Annotated in this window: 29 protein-coding genes; 21 read left to right on the top strand and 8 right to left on the bottom strand. The window is 62.0% G+C overall.

Annotated features, from left to right (window positions below):
- Positions 1–51 precede the first annotated feature (51 nt).
- The 4 genes from AKL28_RS25010 (at position 52) to AKL28_RS03720 (ending at position 1,960) form a co-directional block, all read left to right on the top strand.
- Entirely contained in the window at positions 52–162 is a 111-nt protein-coding gene (locus AKL28_RS25010) for a cytochrome oxidase small assembly protein (protein WP_218008556.1), read from the top strand.
- The gene (locus AKL28_RS03730; protein ID WP_050466706.1) at positions 159–728 is read left to right on the top strand and encodes a cytochrome c oxidase assembly protein; all 570 of its coding nucleotides are present in this window, start codon (positions 159–161) and stop codon (positions 726–728) included. Before AKL28_RS25010 ends, AKL28_RS03730 begins: the two co-directional genes overlap by 4 nt.
- 16 nt (positions 729–744) lie before the next feature.
- Positions 745–999: a DUF2970 domain-containing protein gene (locus tag AKL28_RS03725; RefSeq protein ID WP_174525336.1), complete on the top strand. Its 255-nt coding sequence runs from the start codon at positions 745–747 to the stop codon at positions 997–999.
- Positions 1,000–1,099: 100 nt separating this feature from the next.
- Positions 1,100–1,960, top strand: a complete 861-nt coding sequence (locus tag AKL28_RS03720; protein WP_050466800.1) for a cytochrome c oxidase subunit 3 — start codon at positions 1,100–1,102, stop codon at positions 1,958–1,960.
- Between the two features lie 61 nt (positions 1,961–2,021).
- Here AKL28_RS03720 and AKL28_RS03715 read toward each other — a convergent pair whose 3' ends face one another.
- Entirely contained in the window at positions 2,022–2,222 is a 201-nt protein-coding gene (locus AKL28_RS03715; protein WP_013236083.1) for a twin transmembrane helix small protein, read from the bottom strand.
- A gap of 349 nt (positions 2,223–2,571) precedes the next feature.
- Between AKL28_RS03715 and AKL28_RS03710 the strand changes: the two genes are divergently transcribed.
- Genes AKL28_RS03710 through AKL28_RS03690 form a run of 5 tightly spaced genes read left to right on the top strand, consistent with a single transcriptional unit; the run spans position 2,572 to position 6,588 of the window.
- On the top strand, positions 2,572–3,303 hold the full coding sequence (locus AKL28_RS03710) for an SURF1 family protein (protein WP_050466704.1): 732 nt from the start codon (positions 2,572–2,574) through the stop codon (positions 3,301–3,303).
- On the top strand, positions 3,300–3,932 hold the full coding sequence (locus tag AKL28_RS03705; RefSeq protein ID WP_050466703.1) for an SCO family protein: 633 nt from the start codon (positions 3,300–3,302) through the stop codon (positions 3,930–3,932). The genes AKL28_RS03710 and AKL28_RS03705 overlap by 4 nt, the downstream gene beginning before the upstream one ends.
- Positions 3,933–3,960: 28 nt before the next feature.
- Positions 3,961–5,103 (top strand): COX15/CtaA family protein, encoded by a 1,143-nt coding sequence (locus tag AKL28_RS03700; protein WP_050466702.1) that lies wholly within the window; start codon positions 3,961–3,963, stop codon positions 5,101–5,103.
- A complete protein-coding gene (cyoE, locus tag AKL28_RS03695; protein WP_050466701.1) occupies positions 5,100–5,993 on the top strand; it encodes a heme o synthase in 894 nt (297 codons plus the stop codon). Before AKL28_RS03700 ends, cyoE begins: the two co-directional genes overlap by 4 nt.
- Before the next feature lie 4 nt (positions 5,994–5,997).
- The gene (locus AKL28_RS03690) at positions 5,998–6,588 is read left to right on the top strand and encodes an SCO family protein (protein ID WP_050466700.1); all 591 of its coding nucleotides are present in this window, start codon (positions 5,998–6,000) and stop codon (positions 6,586–6,588) included.
- Positions 6,589–6,657: 69 nt separating this feature from the next.
- Here AKL28_RS03690 and rpoH read toward each other — a convergent pair whose 3' ends face one another.
- From rpoH to ftsY, 4 genes are all read right to left on the bottom strand, one after another.
- Entirely contained in the window at positions 6,658–7,557 is a 900-nt protein-coding gene (rpoH, locus tag AKL28_RS03685) for an RNA polymerase sigma factor RpoH (RefSeq protein WP_050466699.1), read from the bottom strand.
- A gap of 357 nt (positions 7,558–7,914) precedes the next feature.
- Entirely contained in the window at positions 7,915–8,838 is a 924-nt protein-coding gene (ftsX, locus tag AKL28_RS03680) for a permease-like cell division protein FtsX (RefSeq protein WP_050466698.1), read from the bottom strand.
- Entirely contained in the window at positions 8,835–9,527 is a 693-nt protein-coding gene (locus AKL28_RS03675; protein ID WP_050466697.1) for a cell division ATP-binding protein FtsE, read from the bottom strand. Before AKL28_RS03675 ends, ftsX begins: the two co-directional genes overlap by 4 nt.
- A 5-nt stretch (positions 9,528–9,532) precedes the next feature.
- Positions 9,533–10,678, bottom strand: coding sequence for a signal recognition particle-docking protein FtsY (gene ftsY / locus AKL28_RS03670; RefSeq protein WP_050466799.1), 1,146 nt, complete (start codon positions 10,676–10,678; stop codon positions 9,533–9,535).
- A 205-nt stretch (positions 10,679–10,883) separates the two neighbouring features.
- On the opposite strand from ftsY, the gene AKL28_RS03665 reads away from it, so the two are divergent.
- The 6 genes from AKL28_RS03665 to AKL28_RS03640 all read left to right on the top strand — a co-directional run bounded on the left by AKL28_RS03665 (position 10,884) and on the right by AKL28_RS03640 (position 15,918).
- Positions 10,884–12,254 (top strand): M16 family metallopeptidase, encoded by a 1,371-nt coding sequence (locus AKL28_RS03665; protein ID WP_050466696.1) that lies wholly within the window; start codon positions 10,884–10,886, stop codon positions 12,252–12,254.
- 62 nt (positions 12,255–12,316) lie between these two features.
- Entirely contained in the window at positions 12,317–12,952 is a 636-nt protein-coding gene (locus AKL28_RS03660) for a ParA family protein (RefSeq protein ID WP_050466695.1), read from the top strand.
- A gap of 108 nt (positions 12,953–13,060) precedes the next feature.
- A complete protein-coding gene (locus AKL28_RS03655; RefSeq protein WP_231602326.1) occupies positions 13,061–14,347 on the top strand; it encodes a M16 family metallopeptidase in 1,287 nt (428 codons plus the stop codon).
- A gap of 10 nt (positions 14,348–14,357) precedes the next feature.
- Positions 14,358–15,023, top strand: coding sequence for a 16S rRNA (guanine(966)-N(2))-methyltransferase RsmD (gene rsmD, locus AKL28_RS03650; RefSeq protein ID WP_050466693.1), 666 nt, complete (start codon positions 14,358–14,360; stop codon positions 15,021–15,023).
- Between the two features lie 36 nt (positions 15,024–15,059).
- Positions 15,060–15,548, top strand: coding sequence for a pantetheine-phosphate adenylyltransferase (gene coaD / locus AKL28_RS03645; protein WP_050466692.1), 489 nt, complete (start codon positions 15,060–15,062; stop codon positions 15,546–15,548).
- A gap of 109 nt (positions 15,549–15,657) precedes the next feature.
- Positions 15,658–15,918, top strand: a complete 261-nt coding sequence (locus tag AKL28_RS03640) for a YfhL family 4Fe-4S dicluster ferredoxin (RefSeq protein WP_050466691.1) — start codon at positions 15,658–15,660, stop codon at positions 15,916–15,918.
- 62 nt (positions 15,919–15,980) lie between these two features.
- Here the strand turns inward: AKL28_RS03640 and AKL28_RS03635 are convergent, their stop codons facing one another.
- The 3 genes from AKL28_RS03635 to ychF all read right to left on the bottom strand — a co-directional run bounded on the left by AKL28_RS03635 (position 15,981) and on the right by ychF (position 19,406).
- Positions 15,981–17,102 carry a GGDEF domain-containing protein gene (locus AKL28_RS03635; protein WP_050466690.1) on the bottom strand — a complete coding sequence of 374 codons (1,122 nt, stop codon included), beginning with the start codon at positions 17,100–17,102 and terminating at the stop codon, positions 15,981–15,983.
- Between the two features lie 199 nt (positions 17,103–17,301).
- Positions 17,302–18,222: a class I SAM-dependent methyltransferase gene (locus AKL28_RS03630; RefSeq protein ID WP_050466689.1), complete on the bottom strand. Its 921-nt coding sequence runs from the start codon at positions 18,220–18,222 to the stop codon at positions 17,302–17,304.
- Between the two features lie 92 nt (positions 18,223–18,314).
- Positions 18,315–19,406, bottom strand: coding sequence for a redox-regulated ATPase YchF (ychF, locus tag AKL28_RS03625; RefSeq protein ID WP_050466688.1), 1,092 nt, complete (start codon positions 19,404–19,406; stop codon positions 18,315–18,317).
- 380 nt (positions 19,407–19,786) lie between these two features.
- Between ychF and AKL28_RS03620 the strand changes: the two genes are divergently transcribed.
- The 6 genes from AKL28_RS03620 (at position 19,787) to AKL28_RS03595 (ending at position 23,744) form a co-directional block, all read left to right on the top strand.
- Positions 19,787–20,590, top strand: a complete 804-nt coding sequence (locus tag AKL28_RS03620; protein ID WP_174525335.1) for an ABC transporter ATP-binding protein — start codon at positions 19,787–19,789, stop codon at positions 20,588–20,590.
- Positions 20,587–21,366, top strand: a complete 780-nt coding sequence (gene mlaE, locus AKL28_RS03615; RefSeq protein WP_050466687.1) for a lipid asymmetry maintenance ABC transporter permease subunit MlaE — start codon at positions 20,587–20,589, stop codon at positions 21,364–21,366. The genes AKL28_RS03620 and mlaE overlap by 4 nt, the downstream gene beginning before the upstream one ends.
- A 23-nt stretch (positions 21,367–21,389) precedes the next feature.
- Positions 21,390–21,866 carry an outer membrane lipid asymmetry maintenance protein MlaD gene (mlaD, locus tag AKL28_RS03610; RefSeq protein ID WP_050466686.1) on the top strand — a complete coding sequence of 159 codons (477 nt, stop codon included), beginning with the start codon at positions 21,390–21,392 and terminating at the stop codon, positions 21,864–21,866.
- Complete coding sequence (locus AKL28_RS03605; RefSeq protein ID WP_050466685.1) at positions 21,863–22,576, top strand: MlaA family lipoprotein; 714 nt, start codon at positions 21,863–21,865, stop codon at positions 22,574–22,576. The genes mlaD and AKL28_RS03605 overlap by 4 nt, the downstream gene beginning before the upstream one ends.
- A gap of 216 nt (positions 22,577–22,792) precedes the next feature.
- Complete coding sequence (locus AKL28_RS03600; RefSeq protein WP_050466684.1) at positions 22,793–23,425, top strand: MlaC/ttg2D family ABC transporter substrate-binding protein; 633 nt, start codon at positions 22,793–22,795, stop codon at positions 23,423–23,425.
- A gap of 19 nt (positions 23,426–23,444) precedes the next feature.
- Positions 23,445–23,744 (top strand): STAS domain-containing protein, encoded by a 300-nt coding sequence (locus AKL28_RS03595; protein ID WP_050466683.1) that lies wholly within the window; start codon positions 23,445–23,447, stop codon positions 23,742–23,744.
- Positions 23,745–23,946 lie beyond the last annotated feature (202 nt).

The raw sequence follows: 23,946 nt of genomic DNA, 5'->3' as shown, positions 1-23,946 counted from the left end.
ACCGGGCGCACGCGGGCAATGCCGGTGTGCGCCGACCAATCCGGGATTACCATGTCTGATCGCAAGAAACCGAACAATCTGCGCACCGGCCTGTTGCTGGGGCTGGTGGCGCTGGCCTTCTTCGTCGGCATTTTCATCAACCGCATCTGGTTTGCCAAATGAGCAAAAATGATCCGCAAGGCGGCAGCCAGGAGCGCGGCTTGAACCGCGTGATGCTGCGCAAGCTGGTGGTGGTGGCGGTGCTGATGTTCGGCTTCGGCTACGCACTGATTCCGCTGTACCGCAAGATCTGCGAAGTGACCGGCGTCAATTTCCTGACGCTCAAGGACGCGACGGTGGAAGCGCCGTCCAATACGCAGGTCGACAAGACGCGCACGGTCACCATCGAGTTCGACGGCAATTCGCAGGGGCCGTGGCGTTTCCGCCCGACGGTGGCGAGCATGCAGGTGCATCCGGGCGAGATGACCCAGGTGACCTACGAAGTGGTGAACACGCAGTCGCGCAATGTGGATGCCCAGGCGATCCCCAGCTATGCGCCGCAGCAGTCGGCGGCCTTCTTCAAGAAGGTGGAGTGCTTCTGCTTCACGCAGCAGACGCTGGGGCCGAACGAAGCCAAGCAGATGCCGGTGGTGTTCTACATCGATCCAAAACTGCCCAAGGATGTGACCACGATCACGCTCTCGTATACTTTCTTCGAGATCGGCGGCAAGGACAAGAAGGCGGGTTGACCGGGCCGGTTGGGCCATGGCGATACGCACGGGAGGAAGGGCTTTGACCGAAGAGCTGAAACAGGCATCGCAACGCAAGGCGTCATTCGGCGCGACGATGAAGGCGGTGTTCTGGTCCTTCTTCGGTGTGCGCAAGAAAAGCGACTACGAATCGGATGCGGCCAGGCTTAATCCCATCCACGTGCTGGTGGCCGGCGTGATCGGTGCGGCGATCTTCGTGGCGGTGCTGGTGGTAATCGTGAAGCTGGTGGTGGCACAGGCCGCCGGATGACAATGAATTAAAGGCAAGTGGCCAGCATGCCTGAAACAGGCGCAGGCCATTCAAAACAACGGAACAACAAGTCAGCTGAATTTCGTATCGGGAGATGGAAATGAGTTCTCAACAAGCCAAGGCGCCGTACTACTTCGTTCCGGGGCCGTCGCGCTGGCCGATGATGGCAGGCCTATCGATGCTCATCACGATGGCTGGCGCATCGGCATGGGTCAACGGCGCGGCATGGGCGCCCTATGTCAACATCTTCGGCATCCTGATGGTGCTGGCGGTGCTGTATTACTGGTTCGGCGACGCCATCAAGGAGTCCGAGTCCGGCCTCTACGGCGAGCACGTCGACCGCTCCTACCGCTGGAGCATGAGCTGGTTCATCTTCTCGGAAGTGATGTTCTTCGGCGCCTTCTTCGGGGCATTGTTCTATGCGCGCAGCATTACGATGCCCTGGCTGGCCGACCTCGACCACAAGGTGATCTGGCCGGACTTCGCCGCGCACTGGGGCGGCGTCGGCCCGGCGGGCACCGTGGAGAGTTTCACCACCATGGGACCGTTCCCGATCCCGACCATCAATACATTGCTGCTGCTGAGTTCGGGCGTGACCCTGACCATCTCGCACCATGCGCTGCGCGCCGGCCACCGTGCGAAGACGGCAGTGTGGCTGTTCCTGACCATCCTGCTGGGTGCGGTGTTCATGGGGTTCCAGGCGTACGAATACATCCACGCCTACACCGAACTGAACCTGAAGCTGACGTCCGGTATCTATGGGTCGACCTTCTTCATGCTGACCGGCTTCCACGGCTTCCACGTGACCATGGGCGCGATCATGCTGTCGGTGGTGCTGTATCGCTTGCTGCGCGGCCATTTCACGCCGACGCACCACTTCGCCTTCGAAGGCGCGGCCTGGTACTGGCACTTTGTGGACGTGGTGTGGCTGGGCCTGTACGTTGTGGTGTACTGGTTGTAAGCCTGACGGTTTCGTTGGATGATGTGAAAAAGCCGCACCCGTGTGCGGCTTTTTCATGTGGTCAGCGTATGCCGGTGGGCTGTATCCATCCGAGCTTGTAGCTCAACAGGATGAACAGGAACAACGCCACCGAGAAGCCCACGCGCAAAGTCAGGGCTTGCACCGTACGGTTGCTTTTGCCCTTGTCGCGCATAAGGAAGATCAGCGCGGAAGCCAGGCTGGCGAGGATGAGGATGAACGCGATCGCGACGACGATTTTCATGCGGGTAAAATTCCTGTGTCTCCGCCGCGTCGCCGGGTTGAATCGTCGGCGCAGCCGTTTGAAATATTTTCGTTCATTGTAGAGCGTGTTATGACTTATTTCAGCCCCCGCGTTCGGATGAGAAGGGTGCAGTGCAAGGCGCGGTGCGCCGCGCAGAGTGGGTCTCTGCGCAAGCGCCGCAACGCCGCAATGCGCTCTTCTCATCCGAACCTTCCGGGCAGCCCCGGCAACGGGCTGCCTGCCGCGTTACTCCTCCTTGCCGTGGCATCACCACGACGCGTCGTCGCGCCTTGCATCCGGCCCGTTGCCGGGGCTGCGCGGGGGCTGAAATAAGTCATAACACGCTCTAATGTCAATCAGATTTCGAATTCGCTGGATTCCCTTATGCGCCACGATCGTGGTCGCCGCCGCCGGCATCGCCCTTGGACAATGGCAGACTCATCGCGCCGAAGAGAAACTGGCGATCCAGCAGCGCATCGAGGTGCGCGCCAAAGAAGCGCCCTTGCAGGCGCTGCCGCTCGACAGCGATGCCGGTGCGAGCGAATTCCGCCATGTCTTGCTGGAGGGGGAGTTTGTGCCGCAGTGGACGGTCTATCTGGAAAATCGTCCGCATGATGGCGCGGTGGGCTTTCATGTGCTGACGCCGTTTAAAATAGCGGGTTCGCAGCGCACCGTCATGGTGGCGCGGGGCTGGGCGCCGCGCGATGCCACCGACCGTGCGAGAGTGCCGCATCCGGCCACGCCGGCCGGATTGACGCGCATCGATGGCATACTGCGTCGCGATGCCGGCCATGTGCTGCAGTTGGGACAGGCCGATGCGCCCAAGCCGGGCGCGATCCTGCAGAACCTCGATATCGCTGCGCTGGCCGTAGCCAGCGGCTTGCAGTTGTCGTCGCTGGTGGTGGAGCAGCGTGCCGCACCGCCGGATGGCGACGATGGATTGGTGCGCGACTGGCCCGTGCCGTCGCTGGGCATTGACCGTCACCGCGCCTATGCCTTGCAGTGGTATGCGCTGGCGGCGATGGCGCTGGTGTTTTTTCTTGTTACGGGATTGAGACGCAAGGGTAACGACAGGCAATGACAAACCTCGATGCAAGCCGGCCGGCCGCTTCCGCTGCCGCCGACGATGAAAAGCGCCGCCGCCGCGGCCGCTGGAAGATGCTGCTGGTGGTGCTGATATGTGCAGCGCCGATGATCGCGTCGTATTTCACCTATTACGTGATCAAGCCGGAGAGCCGCAACAACTACGGTGAGCTGATCGATCCGCGCCAGTACCCGATTCCCGACCTGGGCAGCAGCACGCTCGATGGCGGCAAAGGCGGGCTGGCGGATTACAAGGGCAAGTGGGTCATGCTGCAGGTGGATAGCGCCGACTGTGCCGCAGCCTGCCGCAACAAACTGTTCACCCTGCGCCAACTGCGGCTGATGCAAGGTAAGGAGATGGAGCGCGTCGAGCGCGTCTGGCTGGTGACCGACAAGGCGCCGGTAGAGACCATGCTCATCCGCGAATACGACGGCACCGATATGCTGCGGGTGGATGCCGCCAAGCTGAAGGCCTGGCTGCCGGTGGAGGCGGGCGGTTCGGCTGAGGATCATATCTACCTGATCGATCCGCTGGGCAATCTGATGATGCGCTTCCCCAAGGACCCGGACCCGGGCAAGATGAAGAAGGATATTTCCAAGCTGCTGCGCGCCTCGGCCATCGGCTAGACGCTATGCGGCGCAGGTTTGAAAGAAGATGAACGCAACGACGCTGATTGAACTGGGCCTGACCGGCCTCCTGGTGGCATTGATTCCGCTCTCGCTGGTATGGCGGGCCCAGGGTTTCGACAACAAGTATCGCAAACTGGTGTGGGTGACGATGTTCTTCACCTTCGACCTGATCATGTTCGGCGCCTTTACGCGGCTGACCGATTCCGGTCTGGGCTGCCCGGACTGGCCAGGCTGCTACAACCATTCGAATCCTTTGCTGGCGCATGCGCACATCAACGCCGCGCAGGAAGCCATGCCGACCGGACCGGTGACCTGGGGCAAGGCCTGGATCGAGATGACGCACCGCTATTTCGCCATGGCGGTAGGGGTACTGATCATCGCGCTGATGGCAATGGCCTGGCGGCGCTGGATCAAGTCCAAGGGCGCCGAGCGCCAATACCGCCCGTGGTTCCCGACGGCCCTGCTGGGCTTTGTCTGCCTGCAAGGCGCTTTCGGCGCCTGGACCGTGACCATGAAGCTGCAGCCTGTCATCGTCACCCTCCACCTGTTATTGGGACTGACGTTGCTGGCCATGCTGGCCTGGCTGGCCGCACGCCAGAATCCGCACCTGCCAGTGGCGCCCTCCGGCCGGGCGCTGGTGTGGCCCGCCACGATAGGTCTGGCGCTGCTGACGTTGCAGATCGCGCTGGGAGGCTGGGTCAGCACCAATTATGCGGCGCTGGCCTGCACCGACTTCCCGCTGTGCAATGGCAAGCTGGTGCCGGACATGGATTTTGAACATGGCTTCACCTTGTGGCGCCATCTGGGCATGACGGCTGACGGCGATTTCCTGCCGTTCCAGGCGCTGACGGCGATTCACTGGGTGCATCGCAGTTTCGCCTTTGTCGTGATCTTGTATGTTGTATGGCTGGCACACAAGGCGTTGCGCGACGAGGGCCTGCGCAAGACCGGCCGCTGGCTCTTGATCATCGTGGGTTTGCAACTGGTGACTGGCCTGGCGACCATCTACCTGAGCTGGCCGCTGGCCATTGCCGTGGTGCACAACGGCGGCGCGGCGCTGCTGGTCATGTTGCTGGTCATGTTAAACTACAAAGCTCGATACGCTCCCGCCGGCATCGCCGAGGCTGATTCCCAGCCAGCCGTTGCCGCGCCACTAGGCTCTGTATGACCACTCTGACTGCCCAACCTAACCGCATCGCCCAGTACTGGGCCCTGACCAAGCCGCGCGTGACGCAGCTGGCCGTGTTCTGCGCCGTGATCGGCATGTTCCTGTCGAGTCCGGAGCTGCCGGACTGGCACAAGGTGGTGTTCGGTACCGTGGGCATCTGGCTGCTGGCCGGCGCCGCTTTTGCGATCAACTGCCTGGTCGAACGCGAAATCGATTCGCGCATGGCGCGCACCGCCCGCCGTCCGCTGGCGCGCGGCGAAATCACCGTGACGCAGACGCTGATATTCTCGGGCGTCATCGGCGGCATGGGCATGTGGGTACTCTACAACCTGGTCAATCCGCTGACCATGTGGCTGACCTTCGCCACCTTCGTCGGCTACGCCATCATCTACACCATCATCCTGAAGCCCGCCACGCCGCAGAACATCGTGATCGGCGGCCTGGCCGGCGCCATGCCGCCGGCGCTGGGCTGGGCTGCGATCGCCAATGACGTGCCGATGCAGGCCTGGGTGCTGGTGATGATCATCTTCATCTGGACCCCGCCGCACTTCTGGGCGCTGGCCATGTACCGCCGCGACGATTACGCCAAGTCCGGCCTGCCGATGCTGCCGATCACGCATGGCATGGACGTGACCAAGTTCCACATCCTGATGTACACCATCGCACTGCTGGCGACCAGCATGCTGCCCTTCGCCATCGGGATGAGCGGTTTGATTTACCTGGGTACCGCCATCGTGCTGGGCGGCATCTTCTTCTGGTATTCGTGGCAGATCTACCGCCACTACACCGACCTGATCGCCCGCCGTGCGTTTGCCTATTCCATCGTCTACCTGTCGATCCTGTTCGCAGTGCTGCTGGTGGACCACTATTTCCTGTTCCGTACTTTCTGATCAGATGAAGCGATTCCTCTCGACGCTGCTGCTGGCAGCCTGCGCTACGTTGCTGGTTGCTTGCGGCCAGTCCAAGCCAGAACTCAAATTCAATAACACCGATGTCACCGGCCTTGATTACGCCAAGGATTTCGCGCTGACCGACCATACCGGCAAACCACGTACACTGGCCGATTTCAAGGGCAAGGCGGTGGTCGTGTTCTTCGGCTATACCCAGTGCCCGGATGTGTGTCCGACCACCATGGTCGAGATGGCCAATGTGATGAAGGAACTGGGGCCTGATGCCGACCGTGTGCAGGTGTTGTTCATCACCGTCGATCCTGAGCGCGATACGCAGGAAATTCTGTCGCAATATGTGCCGGCTTTCGACAAGCGTTTCCTGGGGTTGCGCGGTGATGCTCAACAGACCGAGAAGGTGGCCAAGGAATTCAAGGTGTTCTACCAGAAAGTGCCGGGCAAGCAGCCGGGCAGCTATACGATGGATCACACCGCTGGCAGCTATGTGTTCGACCCGCAGGGCCACATCCGTCTGTTCGTCAAGCACGGCCAGGGTCCGCAGACGCTGGCGCACGATATCAAGCTGCTGTTGTCCTGAGCGAAAACCGTACAGACAAAGAAAAAGGCACCCTCGGGTGCCTTTTTCTTTATTGCTTGCTGGTACGAATTACGAATACGCCTGCAGCGAAGTCTTCATCTTCTTCAACGCTACCGCTTCGATCTGGCGAATGCGCTCGGCGGACACGCCGAACTCGTCAGCCAGCTCATGCAGGGTTGCGCCAGAGCCGTCGTCGTTGGCCAGCCAGCGGGCTTCCACGATACGGCGCGAGCGGTCATCCAGCTTGGACAGGGCGGCTTCAATGCCTTCCGACTGCATGCGGTCGTAACGCTTGGCTTCCATCACGCGGGTCGGCTCGGTGTTTTCCGACGACAGGTAGGCGATCGGTGCGAACTTGTCGTCATCGTCATCGGTCGGCGATTCTAGCGCGATATCGCGGCCGGACAGGCGCGTTTCCATCTCGATCACTTCTTCGCGCTTGACGTCCAGCGTCTTGGCCAATGCCTCGACCTGGGCCGGCGACATGGTGTCCAGGCCTTCCTTGTGGCTGCGCAGGTTGAAGAACAGCTTGCGCTGCGCCTTGGTGGTGGCCACCTTGACCAGGCGCCAGTTCTTCAGGATGTACTCGTGGATCTCGGCCTTGATCCAGTGCATGGCGTAAGACACCAGGCGCACGTTCTGACCCGGATCGAAGCGCTTGACCGCCTTCATCAGGCCGATGTTGCCTTCCTGGATCAGGTCGGCGTGCGGCAGGCCATAGCCCAGGTAACCGCGGGCGATCGACACCACTAGGCGCAGGTGCGACAGCACCATTTTCTGGGCGGCGCCCAGATCGTTCTTTTCGCGCAGGTCGCGGGCCAGCTGGACTTCTTCTTCCTGAGTCAGCATGGGCAGGCGGTTCACTGCCGAAATGTATGCGTCGATATTGCCCAGGCTGCCGGAAAAACCGAGCGCGAGTGCATTCGACTCGACCGGCATGAGTGCAGATTGTGCAGACGCTGATTTCATTGATTCTCCTTGTTTCCTAAACGGAAGGACGTGTAGATTAAAGCAATGCTTTAAAGCTGGAGCATTTCGATAGGGTATTTTAGCACTCGTCATTTGAGAGTGCTAATTGCAAGTTTGGAAGACCCCGATAGAACTGCTCTATTGCAATTCTGATAATCATTGCTTTCGTCCCTGCATATTAGAAGGACATTGAGGGGGAAAGTTGCTGCGGCAGGTCAAAAAGGAAGTCAAAAACCTGTAACAAATTCTGTATGGCGATAGAGCCAAAACTAGGGCTGTTTGACGGTTTTTCAAGGCCCATCAATGAAAATGGCCGTCAGCGATGCCGGCGGCCATTGCATTGCAGAAATACAAGTCTTATTTCATGCGCGCCAGGTGCCTGCGTACCGACATCATCGCGCCGAACAGGCCAAGCAGGGCGCTCACCGCCAGCAGCAGGCCGATCGCCATGGGGCTGGGCAGCGCCAGCTGGAATTCGGACGCGTACAGGTGGGCGAAATCCAGAATGGCCGCATTCAGCGGCTGCTGCGCGGCGATGACCAGGCCCAGCGCCACCACTCCCGCACACAAACCGAGCAAGGCGCCGGTGTAGTAAAACGGGCGATGGATGAAGGCGTTGGTCGCGCCGAGCAGGCGCGAGACCTCGATTTCTTCACGCTGCGTCATCACTTGCAGACGGATGGTGTTGAACACCACCGCCACTACGACCGCACCCAGCGTGATGCCCAGGAACAGCAGCACCAGCCGCAGGATGCGCAGCAGTGCCGCCAGCCGCTTGACCCAGGCCGAATCGATCTGCACCGTGTCCACGCCCGGCTGGTTCTTGAGCTTTTGCGCGATATCGTCCACCCGGCCGGCATCCATGGCGTTCTGGAAGCCCGGCAGGCGCAGCACGAAGCTGTCCGGCAGCGGATTGCTGCCCAGCGTGGCCAGCACGTCGGCCAGGCCGGTCTTGCTCTTCATGGCATCAAAAGCCTTTTCGCGCGGGATGAATTCCACGCGGCCGACAGTGTCGCTGTCCTTGAGCACCTGGGCAATCGCCTTGCCCAGGGCCTGCGAGGCGTCGCGGCTGGCATCCATTTTCATGAAGATGCTGATCTCGGGCTCGACCGACATCTGGTCGGAAATCGGCCGCACGTTCTCCAGCGCCGACAGGCCGGCAAACGGCAGCGCCAGCGCGATCGACACCACCAGCACATTGAGGATGAAGTTGCCGGGCGAACGCAGCAGGTGGCGCAGCGCGTCGGCTGCGGCGGCGAAGTGTTGGCGCAGCCAGTTCATGGCGACACCTCCACCGGATTGGCCACGCCGTTGTGCCAGCCGTCGACGATGCGGCCGCGGTCCAGGTAGACGATGCGGTCGGCGCCGGTCAGGTATTGCTCGTCGTGGGTCGAGATCAGGCAAGTCACGCCCACGCCGTGGAAGGATTTGAGCGCGGCCAGCACCTTGTTGGCGTTGGCGCGGTCGAGGTTGGCGGTGGGTTCGTCGGCCAGGATGATCTGCGGGCGGTTGACGATGGCACGGGCGATCGCCACGCGCTGCTGCTCGCCGCCGGACAGCTCCTGCGGCTCGGATTGCGCCTTGTCCAGCAGATCGACCTTGTCCAGCGCGGCGCGCGCGCGCTTTTCGGCGTCTGCGCGTGAGGCCCCGGTGACGATCAGCGGCAGCATTACATTAGCCAGCAGGTTACGGTCCAGCAGCAGGCGCTGCTGCTGGAAGATCAGTCCCAGGTTGCGGCGCAGGTAAGGCAGCCCGGACCCCTTGATGGTGCCGATATCCTGGCCGCTCACGGTCAGTTTGCCTGCGCTCGGACGTTCGATCGCTGCAATCATCTTCAGCAGGGTCGATTTGCCGGCGCCGGACGGACCGGCCAAAAACAGCAGCTCGCCCTTGCCGACGGACAGGGAAATGTCGCGCAAGGCATAGACCTCGCGCGAATATTGTTTGGATACCCGGGAAAATTCAATCATTGAATTCAGCTCAAGAGGGCGTCGACGAAATCGGTGGCGTTGAAGGGCTGCAAGTCTTCGATCTTTTCGCCCACGCCGATGAAATACAGCGGCACCGGCCGGGTCTTGGCGATCGCGGCCAGGATGCCGCCCTTGGCGGTGCCATCCAGCTTGGTCACCACCAGCCCGGTCAGGCCCAGCGCATCGTCGAAGGCCTTGACCTGGGCCAGCGCATTCTGGCCGGTATTGCCGTCGATGACCAGCAGCACCTCATGCGGCGCCGAGGCCATGCCCTTGGCGATCACACGCTTGATCTTCTTCAGCTCGTCCATCAGGTGCAATTGCGTCGGCAGGCGGCCGGCGGTATCGACCATCACCACGCTGGTGCCGCGCGCCTGCGCCGAATGCACGGCGTCGAACGCGACGGCGGCCGGGTCGCCCGATTCCTGGGCGATCACGCTGACGTTGTTGCGTTCGCCCCAGATCGCCAGCTGCTCGCGTGCGGCGGCGCGGAAGGTGTCGCCGGCGGCCAGCAGCACCGACTGGCCGTGGGCTTGCAGGTGCAAGGCCAGCTTGCCGATGGTGGTGGTCTTGCCGGCGCCGTTGACGCCGGCGATCATCATCACCAGCGGCTGTTCGCGGCCCAGTACCAGCGGGCGCTGCAGCGGCTGCAGCAGATCGATGAGCAGGCCGCGCAAGGCGGTACGCACCTGGGATGCCTCGGTCAGGCGCTCGGCCTTGACCTTTTTCTTCAGTTCGTCCAGCAGCCATTGGGTGGCCTCGACGCCGGCGTCGGACATCAGCAGCGCCGACTCCAGTTCGTCGTACAGGTCGTCGTCGATGCGCGCGCCGACAAACAGCGTGGTCAGGTTGCTGGAGGTCTTGGACAAGCCCGATTTCAGGCGCGACAGCCAGGAACGCTTGGCTTCCGGCGTCGGCTGGGGGGCTTCGATGATGTCGATTTCTTCCGCTACGGCCTCGGCAGCAGGTTCGGCAAGGTTGCCGGCCTCGGGTTGGGCCGGGGGCACATCGGCCTCGCCCAGTGGCGTTGCCGGAGCGGAAACAGGGGGTATGGCTGGTGCTTCAGGCTGGATTGGGGCCGTCGGCTGGATTTCCGGCTGCACTTCCAGTTCGGGTTGCGGCTTGGGTTTTCTTTTGAAGAAACTAAACATCGGTGGCGGAATGGAATTTGTCTGGTTGTTGCCCGCGGCGCAAGCGGTATGGGGCGCAGCAGGACGATCCAGGCGGATCGGGTTGCGGCGGAGACGCTGGAACATGCCCTGACAAGCGGTTGGGACAGGTTACAATTGCCCATCCACAAGACCCGCGCACAGCCGCCAGGGTCAATGAATCCCGCATTTTATCAGAGCATAGCGAATGAAATTGAAGATCAGGGCAATCCTCTCCATCGGTCTTTTCGGCTTTTGCGCGGCGTTGGCGCAGGCACAGACGGCCCAGGAATTCGTGCTGAAGAACGGGATGAAGGTGGTGGTCAAAGAGGACCGCCGTGCGCCGACGGCCGTGCAGATGGTCTGGTACAAGGTCGGTTCGGTCGATGAACTCAACGGCACCACCGGCATTTCGCATGCGCTGGAACACATGATGTTCAAGGGCACGAAGACACATAAGGTCGGCGAATTCAGTCGCCTGGTAGCCGAGATGGGCGGGCGCGAGAATGCCTTTACCGCCAACGATTACACCGCCTATTTCCAGCAGATCGAGAAATCCCACCTGGAAGCCGTGATGGCGCTGGAAGCCGACCGCATGGCCAACCTGCAGTTTGACGCCACTGAATTCGCCAAGGAAATCCGGGTAGTCATGGAAGAGCGCCGCTGGCGCACCGACGACCAGCCCATGGGCTTGCTCAACGAAGCGCTCAACGCCGCTGCCTGGACCTCCCATCCTTATCATCACCCGGTGGTGGGCTGGATGGATGACCTGCAGCATATGACCGTGCAGGATATCGCGGCCTGGTACCGCCAATGGTACGCGCCCAACAATGCCACGCTGGTGGTGGCGGGCGATGTCGATGTCCAGCGCGTGCTGGCGCTGGCCAACAAGTATTTCGGCAAGATCCCGCCGCATGCGCTGCCGCGGGAAAAGCCGCAGAACGAGCCGCAGCAGCTGGGCATGCGCCGCGTAACGGTCAAGGCGCCGGCCGAGAATCCCTATGTGGTGCTGGGTTTCAAGGTGCCGGGTTTGCGCGATGTCGAGAAGGACCAGGAAGCCTATGCGCTGGACGTTCTCTCCACGGTGCTCGACGGCTATGAGAATGCCCGCCTCACCGCGCGCCTGGTGCGCACCGGGAACAAGGCCACCTCGGTCGGCGCCAGCTACAGTGGCGTGGCGCGCGGCCCGGTACTGTTCACGCTGGAAGGCAGCCCGGCCGACGGCGTCACCACCGAACAACTGGAAGGATTGCTGCGCGCTGAAGTCGAACGCATCGCCAAGGATGGCGTGTCGCCGGAAGAGCTGCAGCGGGTCAAGACCCAGCTGATCGCTTCCCAGACCTACAAGCGCGATTCGGTATTTGGCCAGGCCATGGAAATCGGCATGATGGAAACCACCGGCATCGGCCAGAAGAACATCGACCGCATCATCGACCGGCTCAAGACAGTCACGCCTGAACAGGTGCAGGCGGTGGCGCAGAAATACTTCAAGGACGACAACCTGACCGTGGCCACGCTGGTGCCGCTGCCGCTGGACGGCAAGAAGCCCGCTCCGCCGCCGCCAGGGATGCTGCACTGAGTACTTGCAGGAGCGTCGTTTTTCGCAGTCGGCCAGGTTCGCTGTTCTTCTCGGAGGAAAACATGCCTGTCATCGTTGTTGCCAATCCCAAAGGTGGAGTCGGAAAAAGCACGCTGTCCACCAACCTGGCCGGGTATTTCGCCAGCCGCGGGCATGGCGTATTGCTGGGCGACATCGACCGCCAGCAGTCGGCCCGCGCCTGGCTCGCTATCCGGCCGCCGGAAGCCAGGCCGATCACGACCTGGGAGGTCAGCGAGGACAACATCGCCAAGCCGCCCAAGGGCACCAGCCACGTGGTGCTGGATACGCCGGCCGGCCTGCATGGCTGGCGCCTGAACGACACGCTGAAGATGGCCGACAAGGTACTGGTGCCGCTGCAGCCGTCGATCTTCGACATCCTGGCGACGCAAGACTTCCTGCGCCGCCTGGCGGACGAGAAAAGTGTGCGCAACGGCGAGATCGACGTGGGCATTGTCGGCATGCGGGTCGATGCGCGCACCCGTTCGGCCGAGCAGCTGCATCGCTTCATCGATGGGCTGAAGCTGCCGGTGCTGGGCTACCTGCGCGACACGCAGAATTATGTGCAGCTGGCCGCGCATGGGCTGACGTTATGGGACATCGCGCCCTCCCGCGTGCAGCGCGACCTTGAACAGTGGCAGCCGGTGCTGGACTGGGTGGAAAAGAAACACGGCGGATGATGCGCCAGGACGCCGCCTGAAATGGGCGTCCATTGCTTTTAATTGGTATCGGGTCTCATGAAAAAACATTTCGGTTTTCTGTTGTTGGCAATTGGCCTCGGCCTTTCCATGTCCGCCTCGGCGGCTTTGCAAATCCAGTCATGGACGCAACCCGACGGTGCGCGCGTGCTGTTCGTGGCCAACCATGCGATCCCGATGCTGGATGTGAGCGTGCAGTTCGATGCCGGCCAGCGTCGCGATCCGGCCGGCCGTGCCGGCCTGGCCGAACTGACCGTGGGCAGCCTGACGCGCGGCGTGGCCGGCGGGGAAGGGGGCGACCTGAGCGAGGCACAGATCCTGGATGGCTTCGCCGATGTCGCCGCCGAACGTCATGCAGGGGCCGGCGAGGACCGTGCCGGCGTCAACCTGCGCACGCTGTCGTCGCCGGCCGAACGCGATGCATCGCTGGCGCTGCTGGCGCGCACCCTGGCCCACCCCAGCTTTCCGCAAGCCGGCCTCGAGCGCGACAAGGCGCTGGCGATTGCCGGTATCCGCGAAGAACTGACCAAGCCCGAGGCCATCGCGGAGAAGGCTTTCATGGCGGCGATCTACGGCAGCCACCCTTATGCCGTCGTCGCCAGCGAAGCCAGCATGCAGGCCATCAGCCGCGATGATGTCGTGGCTTTCCACCGGGCGCACTATGTGGCCAACCGCGCCGTCATCGCCATGATCGGCGACATCACGCGCGAGCAGGCCGAACAGATCGCCGCGCGGCTGACCCGCGAATTGCCGCAGGGCGCCGCGTTGTCGGCGTTGCCTGATGTTGCCGTACCCAAGGGCGGTGAGGTGCGTATCGCGCACCCGGCGTCGCAGTCGCACATCCTGATCGGCGCGCCTGCCATCCAGCGCGGCGATGCGGACTTTTTCGCGCTCACGGTCGGTAACTACATCCTGGGCGGCGGCGGTTTCGTTTCCCGCTTGACCGATGAAGTGCGCGAGAAGCGCGGTCTCGCCTACAGCGTCTATAGCGGTTTCTCGCCGCTGGCGCAGCCGGGGCCGTTCCAGATTGGCCTGCAGACCAAGAAGGAGCAGACCGGGCAGGCGCTGCAGGTGGTGCGCGACACGCTGGCCAAATTCCTCAAGGACGGCCCGACCGCGGCCGAGATGAAGGCCGCCAAGGACAACCTGACAGGCGGCTTCGCCTTGCGCATCGACAGCAACGCCAAGCTGCTGGAGAACATGGCAGTGATCGGTTTCTATAACCTGCCGCTGGATTATCTTGACCGCTGGAGCGGCCGAGTCCGGGAGGTCAGCATCGCCGACGTGCGTGCGGCATTGCGCCGCCATATCCATCCCGGACAGTTGTCGACGGTGATCGTCGGCGAAGAGGCGCCGGCCGCCACGGCCGCAAAGTAAGGACGGCGGCATGAACAAGGCAAACAGGAATCGCCCGGCGTCCAAGGCCGGGCAGGGCGGCAAGCCGGCTTCGCGCGGACCGCACCAGGTGCGCATCATCGGCGGCCAATGGAAGCGTACTCCGCTGCCGGTGCTGGATGCGGATGGCTTGCGTCCGACCCCCGACCGCGTGCGCGAGACGGTGTTCAACTGGCTCACCCATCTGCTGGATGGCGATTGGAGCCAGGTGGCTTGCCTCGACTTGTTCGCCGGCTCCGGCGCGCTGGGGTTCGAAGCCGCCAGCCGCGGCGCGCGCCGCGTCGTGATGGTCGAGCAGAGCAGCCCCGCGGTGCGCCAGCTGGAAGCCAACCGCGACAAGCTCAAGGCCGATGCCATCGCCATCGTGCGCGGCGACGCGCAGGCCATTGCGCGCAATGCGGCGCAGCGCGAACCGGGGGGATTCCAATTGGTGTTTATCGACCCGCCCTATCATCAGGGCTGGCTGGAAAAGATGCTGCCGGTGTGCGAAGTGCTGCTGCCGCCGTCCGGGCTGGTCTACGCCGAAGCCGAGTTCCCGCTTGAGGGCGAAGAGGCGCCGGTATGGATGGCGCCGTGGGAAGTGGTGCGTTCGGACAAGGCGGGTATGGTGTTCTATCATTTATTGCAACGCAAAAGCGGCGCGCAAATTCAGGCATAATGCGCGTTCTGATTGAATTGCCGGTGAGGAGACACCATGGTGACAGCAATATATCCAGGGACATTCGATCCGTTGACGCGCGGCCATGAGGACCTGGTCCGACGCGCATCCGGATTGTTTGATAAATTGGTGGTCGGGGTAGCGGACAGCAAAAACAAGAAGCCGTTTTTTTCGCTCGAAGAGCGCTTGTCGATTGCCAACGAAGTGCTGGGACATTATCCGAATGTCCAGGTGGAAAGTTTTTCCGGATTGTTGAAGGACTTCGTACGCCAGAACAATGCACGCGTGATCGTGCGTGGCCTGCGTGCGGTGTCCGACTTCGAATATGAATTCCAGATGGCGGGCATGAACCGCTATCTGCTGCCGGACGTCGAAACCTTGTTTCTGACGCCGTCGGATCAATACCAATTCATCTCCGGCACCATCGTGCGAGAGATCGCGCAGTTGGGCGGCGATGTGTCCAAGTTCGTGTTTCCTTCGGTCGAAAAGTGGCTGAAGGCCAAGATAGCGAAGCAGAACGGCTGAGGCCGGTTGCAGTAGCCACATGCAGGCAGGGTAGGGAAATGAAGGTTCGAGCAGGAAAGTTCGCAGACGGCAAGGCGCGGCGCGGGAATGGCGGCGCAAAGGAGCAGCCATGGCGCTGATGATTACCGACGACTGCATCAATTGCGATGTCTGCGAGCCCGAGTGCCCGAACGAAGCGATCTACATGGGTCCCCAGATCTATGAGATCAATCCGGACAAGTGCACCGAGTGCGTCGGCCATTTCGATGAGCCGCAATGCCAGCAAGTCTGCCCGGTCGCTTGCATTCCCTTCAATCCTGCATGGCGGGAAAGCCGTGAACAGCTGATGGACAAGTACGAACGCCTGCAGGCTGGGGCCAAGCAAGGCTGATGCCGGGGCTGTCCCTCCTGGCGCTGCGATAAAAAAGCCGGCATTGCCGGCTTTTTTCTTTTTCAGGCCATCGGCGCCAGCACCACGCGATTGCGGCCGCTTTCCTTGGCCTGGTAGAGCGCCTGGTCGGCGGCCTTGAGCATGGCCTGCTTGACCTCCTCGGCCGGGCGGCTGCGGTCCGGCGGCACCAGCGAGGCCGAGCCGATGGAGGCGGTGATCTTGAGCGGATCGCGCGAACCCTCGATCATGATGCCGCGAGTGCCGATGCCGGCGCGGATGCGCTCGGCGATGCGCGCCGCATCATCGCGCGTGGCATGCGTGAGCAGCACCACGAATTCTTCGCCGCCGAAACGCCCCAGCGCATCCGACAGGCGCAGCTCCTTCTTGATGCGCGCCGCCACTTCGCGCAGCACATCGTCGCCGCTCTGGTGGCCGAACTGGTCGTTGACGCGCTTGAAATGGTCGATATCGATGAACAGGCAGGACAGCGCCGAGCGTTCGCGCTGGCCGCGTGCGACTTCCTCATGCATGCGCTGCTCGATATAGCGGCGGTTGTTCACGCCGGTGAGCGGGTCGGTGAGGCCGATATGTTTCAGGCGCTCGTTGTTGATGACGTTTTCGAGGCAGATCGCGGCGACCGTCGCCAGGCGCTGGATGAAATCGGTGGCCAGCTTGCGCGTGAAGCGTTCCTGGTAGGCGCTGCCCAGCGCCAGGTAACCCAGCAGGCGATGCTGGCGCACCAGCGGCAGCACGGCCACGCTGACCGGCTGGTAGTTGGGGAACAAGGGCAGGTGCAGCGCCGGGAGGTACTCGCCCAGCCGCGGCTTTTCCGCTGACGGGCGGCGGCCGTCTTCATCGGGGAAGGCGATTTGCTGTTTCAGGAACAGCAGGTTGGGGAATTCGTTCAGGCCGATCTGCAGGTCGCGCAGGATGCGCTGGATCGCGTAGTCGTCGTCGATCAGGGACAGCGTCACGGTTTCGAGGTTGAACACGCCGGGCATGGTCGTCAGCATGGCCTCGATCAGTTCGCGGAATTCGCTGGCGCCGATGAGCTTCAGGTCGAAAGCCTGGTGGCGTTCGATGATGGACTGGTTGATGTGCGCCTGCTGCAGCAGATCCTGAAGTTCAGCCCGCAACTGCTGGTTGTCGGCGATGAGCGTTTCCGTGTCGACAGCGGATGTCATGTGCATTTTCCGGCGTTTGGCCGGCCCCCGTTGCGCAAACCGGTTTCCCGGTATCCCCTTGCTTTCCCGCCGGCGCTTGTGGCGTCCGGCATCGTCATACTGGCGGCTATATCGGCAGCATCAGCCCAATCCTGAAGACCTGCTGCGAGAAGCGCCGCTATCTTACCCCCATTGCAGGAAATGTTCCCGCGGCCTTTCTTTACTGCATCGCTTCAGCTGTTTGCGACACGAAGAAGCGTTCTCCCATCTCTTCCAGTCCCAGCGTGCGCAGCACTTCCAGCAGGCGATCGGCCGGACGGCGGCGCGGCAGGTCGCGGTATTGCGCGATGATCAGTTCGTTCTTCATCGAATGCTCCCAGCCCACCAGTTCGGTCACGCTGACCTTGTAGCCGTGCGCTTCCAGTTGCAGGCAGCGCAGCACATTGGTGACCTGGCTGCCGAACTCGCGCGTGTGCAATGGGTGGCGCCAGATCTCGGTGAGCGAATTGGCCAGCGACTTGCCCTTGTGGCGGTTGAGCACCGAGGCGACCTCTGCCTGGCAGCACGGCACCAGCACGATGAAGCGCGCCTGCTTCTTCAGCGCGAAATGGATGGCGTCGTCGGTGGCGGTATCGCAGGCGTGCAGCGCGGTGACCACGTCGATCTGCTGCGGCAGCTTGTCGGACACGATGGAGTCGGCCACCGACAGGTTGACGAAGGACATGCCGCCAAAGCCCAGGCGCGCGGCCAGTTCTTCCGACTTCTTCACCAGTTCTTCGCGGGTCTCGATGCCGTAGATGTGCGGCGCCCCTTGCAAGGCCTTGAAGAACAGGTCGTACAGGATGAAGCCCAGGTAGGACTTGCCGGCGCCGTGGTCGACCAGCGTCACGTCGGGATGGTCCTGCAGCACTTCGGCCAGCAACGGTTCGATGAACTGGTACAGGTGGTAGACCTGCTTGAGCTTGCGGCGGCTGTCCTGGTTGAGCTTGCCGTCGCGCGTGAGGATGTGCAGTTCCTTGAGCAGTTCGATCGACTGGCCGGGACGAATTTCGTTGGCCTGGGGCGCGGCATCGGCTGCCTGCGGCGGGCGCTTGGCGCGGCTTTTGCCGCTGCCCGGTTGCGGGATGGCTTGCTTGCTCATGGTGCTGCTATAAAGGTTGACGCCGGCAGGATACCTGCCGGCGATGACTGCAATACGACAAAGCCTGACGGCTGCGCGAGATCAGGCGTTAATCAGACATTAAACAGGAAGTTCATCACATCGCCGTCCTTGACGATGTATTCCTTGCCTTCGGCGCGCATCTTGCCGGCTTCCTTGGCGCCTGCCTCGCCCTTGAAGGCAATGTAGTCTTCATAGGCAATGGTCTGGGCGCGGATGAAACCGCGTTCGAAGTCGGTGTGGATCACGCCCGCGGCTTGCGGGCCGGTGGCGCCGACCGGTACCGTCCAGGCGCGCACTTCCTTCACGCCGGCGGTGAAATACGTCTGCAGGCCCAGCAGCTTGAAGGCGGCGCGGATCAGGCGATCCAGGCCCGGTTCCTGCATGCCCATGTCGGCCAGGAAGTCCGCCTTGTCGGCATCGTCCAGGTCGGCGATCTCGGCCTCGATGGCGGCGCAGATGGCCACGATCGGGGCGTTCTGTTCCTTGGCGTAGGCCGTCAACTGGTCCAGCAGCGGGTTGTTGGTGAAGCCGGAGTCGGAGACATTGGCCACATACATGGCCGGCTTGGCGGTGATCAGGCACAGCGGCTTGATCAGCAGCATTTCCTCTGCATCCAGATTCAGCGCGCGTACCGGCTTGGCTTCGTCCAGCGCCGGCATGATGCGTTCCAGCAGCGTCACCAGCTTGGCGGCATCCTTGTCGCCGGAGCGTGCCTTCTTCTGTTCGCGATGGATGGCTTTTTCGACGGTGCCCATGTCGGCCAGCGCCAGTTCGGTCTGGATCACGGCGATGTCGTCCAGCGGGCTCACACGGCCGGCGACGTGGATCACGTTCGGGTCTTCGAAGCAGCGCACCACGTTGACGATGGCGTCGGTTTCGCGGATGTGCGACAGGAACTGGTTGCCCAGGCCTTCGCCCTTGGAGGCGCCCGCCACCAGGCCGGCGATGTCGACGAATTCCACCGTGGCCGGCAGGATGCGTTCCGGCTTGACGATGTCGGCCAGCGCGTTCAGGCGCGGATCGGGGACTTCCACCACGCCCACGTTCGGCTCAATGGTGCAGAACGGATAGTTCTCGGCGGCGATGCCGGCCTTGGTCAGGGCGTTGAAGAGGGTGGATTTTCCGACGTTGGGCAGGCCCACGATGCCGCATTTGAGGCTCATGACAAATTCTTCCGAAAGCAAAACCGCCATTGTATCAAGCCGGGCGAGGTTGCCCTAGGGCGGGCATGTGCAGCCGGGCGCGAAACTGCGTGGTTGCCGAATGCCGATACGATTCGTGTCGATAGGATTGCTCAAGAAGTAAGCAAACGTTGTACGCGAACCACGTTTTAGCAATTTTATGTGTTTCGCGAGAATTTAATGACTGATATGTCAGTAAGGGCGGCGCGCTTAAAAAACGGTAACTGAGGTGAAAATGTCGGGAAATTGTTAAGAACATACAATTTCGTTGCAAGCCATTTACACGCTGTATTGCCGTCTTGAAAGCGATTTGTAAATTTTGCTCTACAATGTCGGTTTCCAAAGAAATCAAAGAAACCGCTTTGCCAAATATCGTAGAAATCCGCGATCTGCATTTCCGTTATGGCGACCGCCCCATCCTGACCGGGTTGCGCATGGATTTTCCACGCGGCAAGGTCGTGGCGGTGATGGGCGGTTCCGGTTCGGGAAAAACCACCATCCTGCGCCTGATCGGCGGCCAGCTGCATCCGCAGCAGGGCACGCTGACGGTGGATGGGGAGAACGTCCCCGGTCTCGATACGAAGCAACTCTATCTGCTGCGCCGCAAGATGGGTATGCTGTTCCAGAACGGCGCATTGTTTACCGACATGACGGTGTTCGACAATGTGGCTTTCCCGCTGCGTGAGCACACCGACCTGGGCGAAGATCTGATCCGCGACCTGGTGCTGATGAAGCTCAACGCGGTCGGCTTGCGCAATGCAGCAAGCTTGAAGCCAGCTGAAATTTCCGGCGGCATGGCGCGCCGTGTTGCTTTGGCGCGCACGATCGCGCTCGATCCGCTCCTGATCATGTATGACGAGCCCTTCGCCGGCCTCGATCCGATTTCCATGGGCGTGACCGCCAACCTGATCCGACGTTTGAACGATGCGCTGGGCTCGACCTCGATCCTGGTGTCGCACGATGTCAACGAATCCTTCGCCATCGCCGACTATGTGTATTTCCTGTCGCAGGGACAGGTCGTGGCGCAAGGTACGCCGGCCGAGATGCGTACGTCGACCGATCCCTACGTGAAGCAGTTCGTGCACGCCGAGTCGGACGGTCCGGTGCCTTTCCACTATCCGGGCAAGTCGCTGGCCGAGGACCTGGGGCTGGGAGGCCGATCATGATCGTCAACCTGTTGGCCAGCCTGGGCCGCGGCGTCCGCGAATTCATCGTCGGCACGGGTTTTGCCGCGCGCATGTTCTTCAATATGCTGGGTGCGTCGCTGGGCCTGTTGCGCCGTCCGCGCCTGGTTACCGACCAGATCCATTTCATCGGCAATTATTCGCTGGTGATCATCGCGGTATCGGGCTTGTTTGTCGGTTTCGTGCTGGGCCTGCAAGGCTATTACACGCTCAACAAGTACGGTTCCGAGCAGGCGCTGGGCCTGCTGGTGGCGCTGTCGCTGACGCGTGAGCTGGGTCCGGTGGTGACTGCGCTGCTGTTCGCCGGCCGCGCCGGCACCTCGCTGACCGCCGAGATCGGCCTGATGAAAGCCGGCGAGCAGTTGTCGGCAATGGAGATGATGGCCGTCAATCCCCTGCAGCGCGTGATTGCTCCGCGTTTCTGGGCCGGCGTGATCGCCATGCCGGTGCTGGCCGCCATCTTCAGTGCGGTGGGCGTGATGGGCGGCTATGTGGTTGGCGTGCTGCTGATCGGCGTCGACGAAGGCGCGTTCTGGTCGCAGATGCAGGGCGGCGTGGACGTGTGGAACGACATTGCCAATGGCGTGCTGAAAAGCATCGTGTTCGGTATCGCAGTGACCTTCGTGGCGCTGTTCCAGGGTTATGAGGCGCAGCCGACGCCGGAAGGCGTGGCGCGCGCCACCACCCGTACCGTGGTGATCGCTTCGCTGATGGTGCTGGGCTTGGACTTCCTCCTGACCGCGCTGATGTTCAGCTGACAGAATCAATAAAAGGGTTGACTATGCAACGTAAATCACTGGACGCTTGGGTTGGAATCTTCGTGCTGCTGGGCGTGGCGGCACTGGTGTTTCTGGCGCTCAAGGCCGGCAACATGAGCGCCATGTCGTTCGGCCAGAAAACCTATACCGTCAAGGCCAATTTCGATAACATCGGTGGACTGAAGTCGCGCGCGGCGGTAAAGAGCGCGGGTGTGGTGGTGGGCCGGGTCGATTCGATCCGCTTCGACGACCAGACTTTCCGCGCCATCGTTACCCTCAACATGGATGACGGTTACAAGTTTCCCAAGGACAGCTCTGCCAAGATCCTGACCTCGGGCCTGCTGGGCGAGCAATACATCGGCCTCGAACCGGGTGGCGATACCGTCAACCTGGCGTCGGGCGATACTATAAAAATGACACAATCTGCCATTGTTCTGGAGAATCTGATCAGTCAGTTCCTCTATAGCAAAGCGGCAGAGGGAAAGGATGATTCGAAATGACTTACGCAGCGCGCATCGGCGCATTTGCCCTGGCAGCCGCAGCCCTGACCGGTTGCGCCACCAACAATAACCCTGGCGATCCGCTGGAGGGCTTCAACCGCGCCATGTTCAGCTTCAACGACACCGTCGACAAGGTGGCGCTCAAGCCTGCTGCGCAAGCTTATGACGCAGTGGTGCCGAATCCGGTGCAGGCCGGCGTGGGCAACTTCTTCGGCAACATCGGCGACCTGTGGTCGTCGATCAACCAGCTGTTGCAAGGCCGTGTCGAGCAAGGCGTGTCGACCTTCATGCGCGTGGCGATCAACACCACCTTCGGGTTGGGCGGCGTGCTGGACGTGGCGACCGAAGCCCGCCTGCCGCGCGAGAAGTCCGACTTTGGCCAGACCCTGGGCAAGTGGGGCGTAGGCTCCGGCCCGTACGTGGTGCTGCCGTTCTTCGGCCCGTCCACCATCCGCGACACCGCCGGCCTGCCGGTCGACCTGTATGGCGACCTGTGGACCTACAAGCGTCCGGTCCGCTGGCGTAACGTAGGCAGCGTGATCCGTGTGGTGGATCGTCGCGCCCAGTTGCTGGATGCCTCGACCCTGCTGGAAGACGCTGCGCTGGACAAGTACGATTTCGTGCGTGACGCCTACCTGCAGCGCCGCCAGTCGCAAATCAATGGCGGCAATTCCGGCAGCGAACAGAAGGAAGAAGCCATCAAGCCGTGATGGCGTGGCCACGGCGGCGTTGCCGCCTGCGGCCGGCTTCTTGAAATTGCAGTAAATCGCACAAACTGTAAGATCCGTCGCCGTCTGTGACAGCACGGGAACCCGACGGGCTGCGCGGTCTCGAAAGAAGGCCGGCCGTCGTCGGAAGTTTGCGCCGGCTCACCGACTTTCAGCGGCATGCGGTTTCGCCGCTCCTATTCGAATGGATAAAGACCTATGAAGATGTTCACCAAATTTATCGCCATCGCCGTTTCCGCACTGGCCTTTTCCGGCGCTGCTTCCGCGCAGGAGGCACCGGACGCGCTGGTCAAGCGCATCAGCTCGGAAGTGCTGGATACCGCCAAGAACGACAAGGACATCCAGTCCGGCAACAACACTCGCATCATGCAGCTGGTTGAGCAGAAGATCCTGCCTTATGTCGACTTCGAGCGCATGACCCAGCTCGCGGCCGGCCGTTTCTGGCGCCAAGCCACTCCGGACCAGCAAAAGCAGCTGATTACCGAATTCCGCAGCCTGCTGGTCTATACCTACGCCGGCGCGCTGTCGCAGGTGCGCGACCAGAAGATCGAATTCAAGCCGCTGCGCGCCGCGCCGACCGACACTGAAGTGGAAGTGAATTCGCAAGTGATCTCGGCACGCGGCGGCGAGCCGATCCAACTGAGCTATCGCCTGGAAAAGAAGGCCGACGGCTGGAAGCTGTATGACGTCAACGTGCTGGGCGCCTGGCTGGTGGAAGCCTACAAGGGGACCTTCGCCAATGAAATCAACAAGGGCGGCATCGACGGCCTGATCAAGGCGCTGTCGGACAAGAACAAGCAACTGGCGGCACGTTCTGCCGGCAAGAAGTAATCCAGAAAGACCATCGACCATGTTCAAGCCCGGCACCTCGCTGACCGTCAATAATGCCCGTTCCGTCCTGAGCGAGGGGCTGTCGGCCATCGCCGCCGGCCAGGCCAGCATCGACGTCAGCGAAGTGGCGGTGGTCGATTCGTCGGCGGTGGCTACGCTCCTGGCCTGGCGTCGTGCGGCACAGGCCCGCGGCGCGGCGCTCGAGTTCGGCACGCTGCCGGCCAACCTGCAGAGCCTGGCCGACCTCTATGGCGTTTCGCCGCTGCTGCACGGCAATGCCTCGGCGGCGCCCACTTCCGCCACCGATCGACATCACTGACGGCCTCCACCGCCGTTATTCCGGCATTCCCAAGGCTGCCGCCGCGTCTGCGGCAATCCGGCCCGGAAAATCGAATTCCCCTATAATCTCCTGTTTTACCGCCAGTTCATGACGCTGGTTCTGTGCCATTTCGGGGTGCCCGGTGTGCCTTGCGTGAGCCGCATGGTTCCATGGCGCAGCAGCGCGGCGATCCATCAAATGA

Source organism: Herbaspirillum chlorophenolicum (assembly GCF_001189955.1).
In the GTDB taxonomy this organism is placed as follows: Bacteria; Pseudomonadota; Gammaproteobacteria; order Burkholderiales; family Burkholderiaceae_D; genus Herbaspirillum; species Herbaspirillum chlorophenolicum.
The sequence above is the reverse complement of the archived record's forward strand: the minus strand, read 5'-3'. Positions and strand labels throughout refer to the sequence as shown.

What these genes read in the sequence shown, in the direction of transcription:
- AKL28_RS03730 (WP_050466706.1), top strand. Translation starts at nt 159, where the DNA reads ATGAGCAAAAATGATCCGCAAGGCGGCAGCCAGGAGCGCGGCTTGAAC.
- rsmD (WP_050466693.1), top strand. Translation starts at nt 14,358, where the DNA reads ATGAACAAGGCAAACAGGAATCGCCCGGCGTCCAAGGCCGGGCAGGGC.
- AKL28_RS03640 (WP_050466691.1), top strand. Translation starts at nt 15,658, where the DNA reads ATGGCGCTGATGATTACCGACGACTGCATCAATTGCGATGTCTGCGAG.
- mlaE (WP_050466687.1), top strand. Translation starts at nt 20,587, where the DNA reads ATGATCGTCAACCTGTTGGCCAGCCTGGGCCGCGGCGTCCGCGAATTC.
- AKL28_RS03665 (WP_050466696.1), top strand. Translation starts at nt 10,884, where the DNA reads ATGAAATTGAAGATCAGGGCAATCCTCTCCATCGGTCTTTTCGGCTTT.
- AKL28_RS03595 (WP_050466683.1), top strand. Translation starts at nt 23,445, where the DNA reads ATGTTCAAGCCCGGCACCTCGCTGACCGTCAATAATGCCCGTTCCGTC.
- ftsX (WP_050466698.1), bottom strand. Translation starts at nt 8,838, where the DNA reads ATGAACTGGCTGCGCCAACACTTCGCCGCCGCAGCCGACGCGCTGCGC.
- mlaD (WP_050466686.1), top strand. Translation starts at nt 21,390, where the DNA reads ATGCAACGTAAATCACTGGACGCTTGGGTTGGAATCTTCGTGCTGCTG.
- AKL28_RS03725 (WP_174525336.1), top strand. Translation starts at nt 745, where the DNA reads ATGGCGATACGCACGGGAGGAAGGGCTTTGACCGAAGAGCTGAAACAG.
- AKL28_RS03605 (WP_050466685.1), top strand. Translation starts at nt 21,863, where the DNA reads ATGACTTACGCAGCGCGCATCGGCGCATTTGCCCTGGCAGCCGCAGCC.
- AKL28_RS03600 (WP_050466684.1), top strand. Translation starts at nt 22,793, where the DNA reads ATGAAGATGTTCACCAAATTTATCGCCATCGCCGTTTCCGCACTGGCC.
- AKL28_RS03715 (WP_013236083.1), bottom strand. Translation starts at nt 2,222, where the DNA reads ATGAAAATCGTCGTCGCGATCGCGTTCATCCTCATCCTCGCCAGCCTG.
- AKL28_RS03655 (WP_231602326.1), top strand. Translation starts at nt 13,061, where the DNA reads ATGTCCGCCTCGGCGGCTTTGCAAATCCAGTCATGGACGCAACCCGAC.
- AKL28_RS03720 (WP_050466800.1), top strand. Translation starts at nt 1,100, where the DNA reads ATGAGTTCTCAACAAGCCAAGGCGCCGTACTACTTCGTTCCGGGGCCG.
- AKL28_RS03690 (WP_050466700.1), top strand. Translation starts at nt 5,998, where the DNA reads ATGAAGCGATTCCTCTCGACGCTGCTGCTGGCAGCCTGCGCTACGTTG.
- AKL28_RS03705 (WP_050466703.1), top strand. Translation starts at nt 3,300, where the DNA reads ATGACAAACCTCGATGCAAGCCGGCCGGCCGCTTCCGCTGCCGCCGAC.
- AKL28_RS03675 (WP_050466697.1), bottom strand. Translation starts at nt 9,527, where the DNA reads ATGATTGAATTTTCCCGGGTATCCAAACAATATTCGCGCGAGGTCTAT.
- AKL28_RS03700 (WP_050466702.1), top strand. Translation starts at nt 3,961, where the DNA reads ATGAACGCAACGACGCTGATTGAACTGGGCCTGACCGGCCTCCTGGTG.
- ychF (WP_050466688.1), bottom strand. Translation starts at nt 19,406, where the DNA reads ATGAGCCTCAAATGCGGCATCGTGGGCCTGCCCAACGTCGGAAAATCC.
- AKL28_RS03660 (WP_050466695.1), top strand. Translation starts at nt 12,317, where the DNA reads ATGCCTGTCATCGTTGTTGCCAATCCCAAAGGTGGAGTCGGAAAAAGC.
- AKL28_RS03710 (WP_050466704.1), top strand. Translation starts at nt 2,572, where the DNA reads ATGTCAATCAGATTTCGAATTCGCTGGATTCCCTTATGCGCCACGATC.
- rpoH (WP_050466699.1), bottom strand. Translation starts at nt 7,557, where the DNA reads ATGAAATCAGCGTCTGCACAATCTGCACTCATGCCGGTCGAGTCGAAT.
- AKL28_RS03630 (WP_050466689.1), bottom strand. Translation starts at nt 18,222, where the DNA reads ATGAGCAAGCAAGCCATCCCGCAACCGGGCAGCGGCAAAAGCCGCGCC.
- AKL28_RS25010 (WP_218008556.1), top strand. Translation starts at nt 52, where the DNA reads ATGTCTGATCGCAAGAAACCGAACAATCTGCGCACCGGCCTGTTGCTG.
- AKL28_RS03635 (WP_050466690.1), bottom strand. Translation starts at nt 17,102, where the DNA reads ATGACATCCGCTGTCGACACGGAAACGCTCATCGCCGACAACCAGCAG.
- coaD (WP_050466692.1), top strand. Translation starts at nt 15,060, where the DNA reads ATGGTGACAGCAATATATCCAGGGACATTCGATCCGTTGACGCGCGGC.
- ftsY (WP_050466799.1), bottom strand. Translation starts at nt 10,678, where the DNA reads ATGTTTAGTTTCTTCAAAAGAAAACCCAAGCCGCAACCCGAACTGGAA.
- cyoE (WP_050466701.1), top strand. Translation starts at nt 5,100, where the DNA reads ATGACCACTCTGACTGCCCAACCTAACCGCATCGCCCAGTACTGGGCC.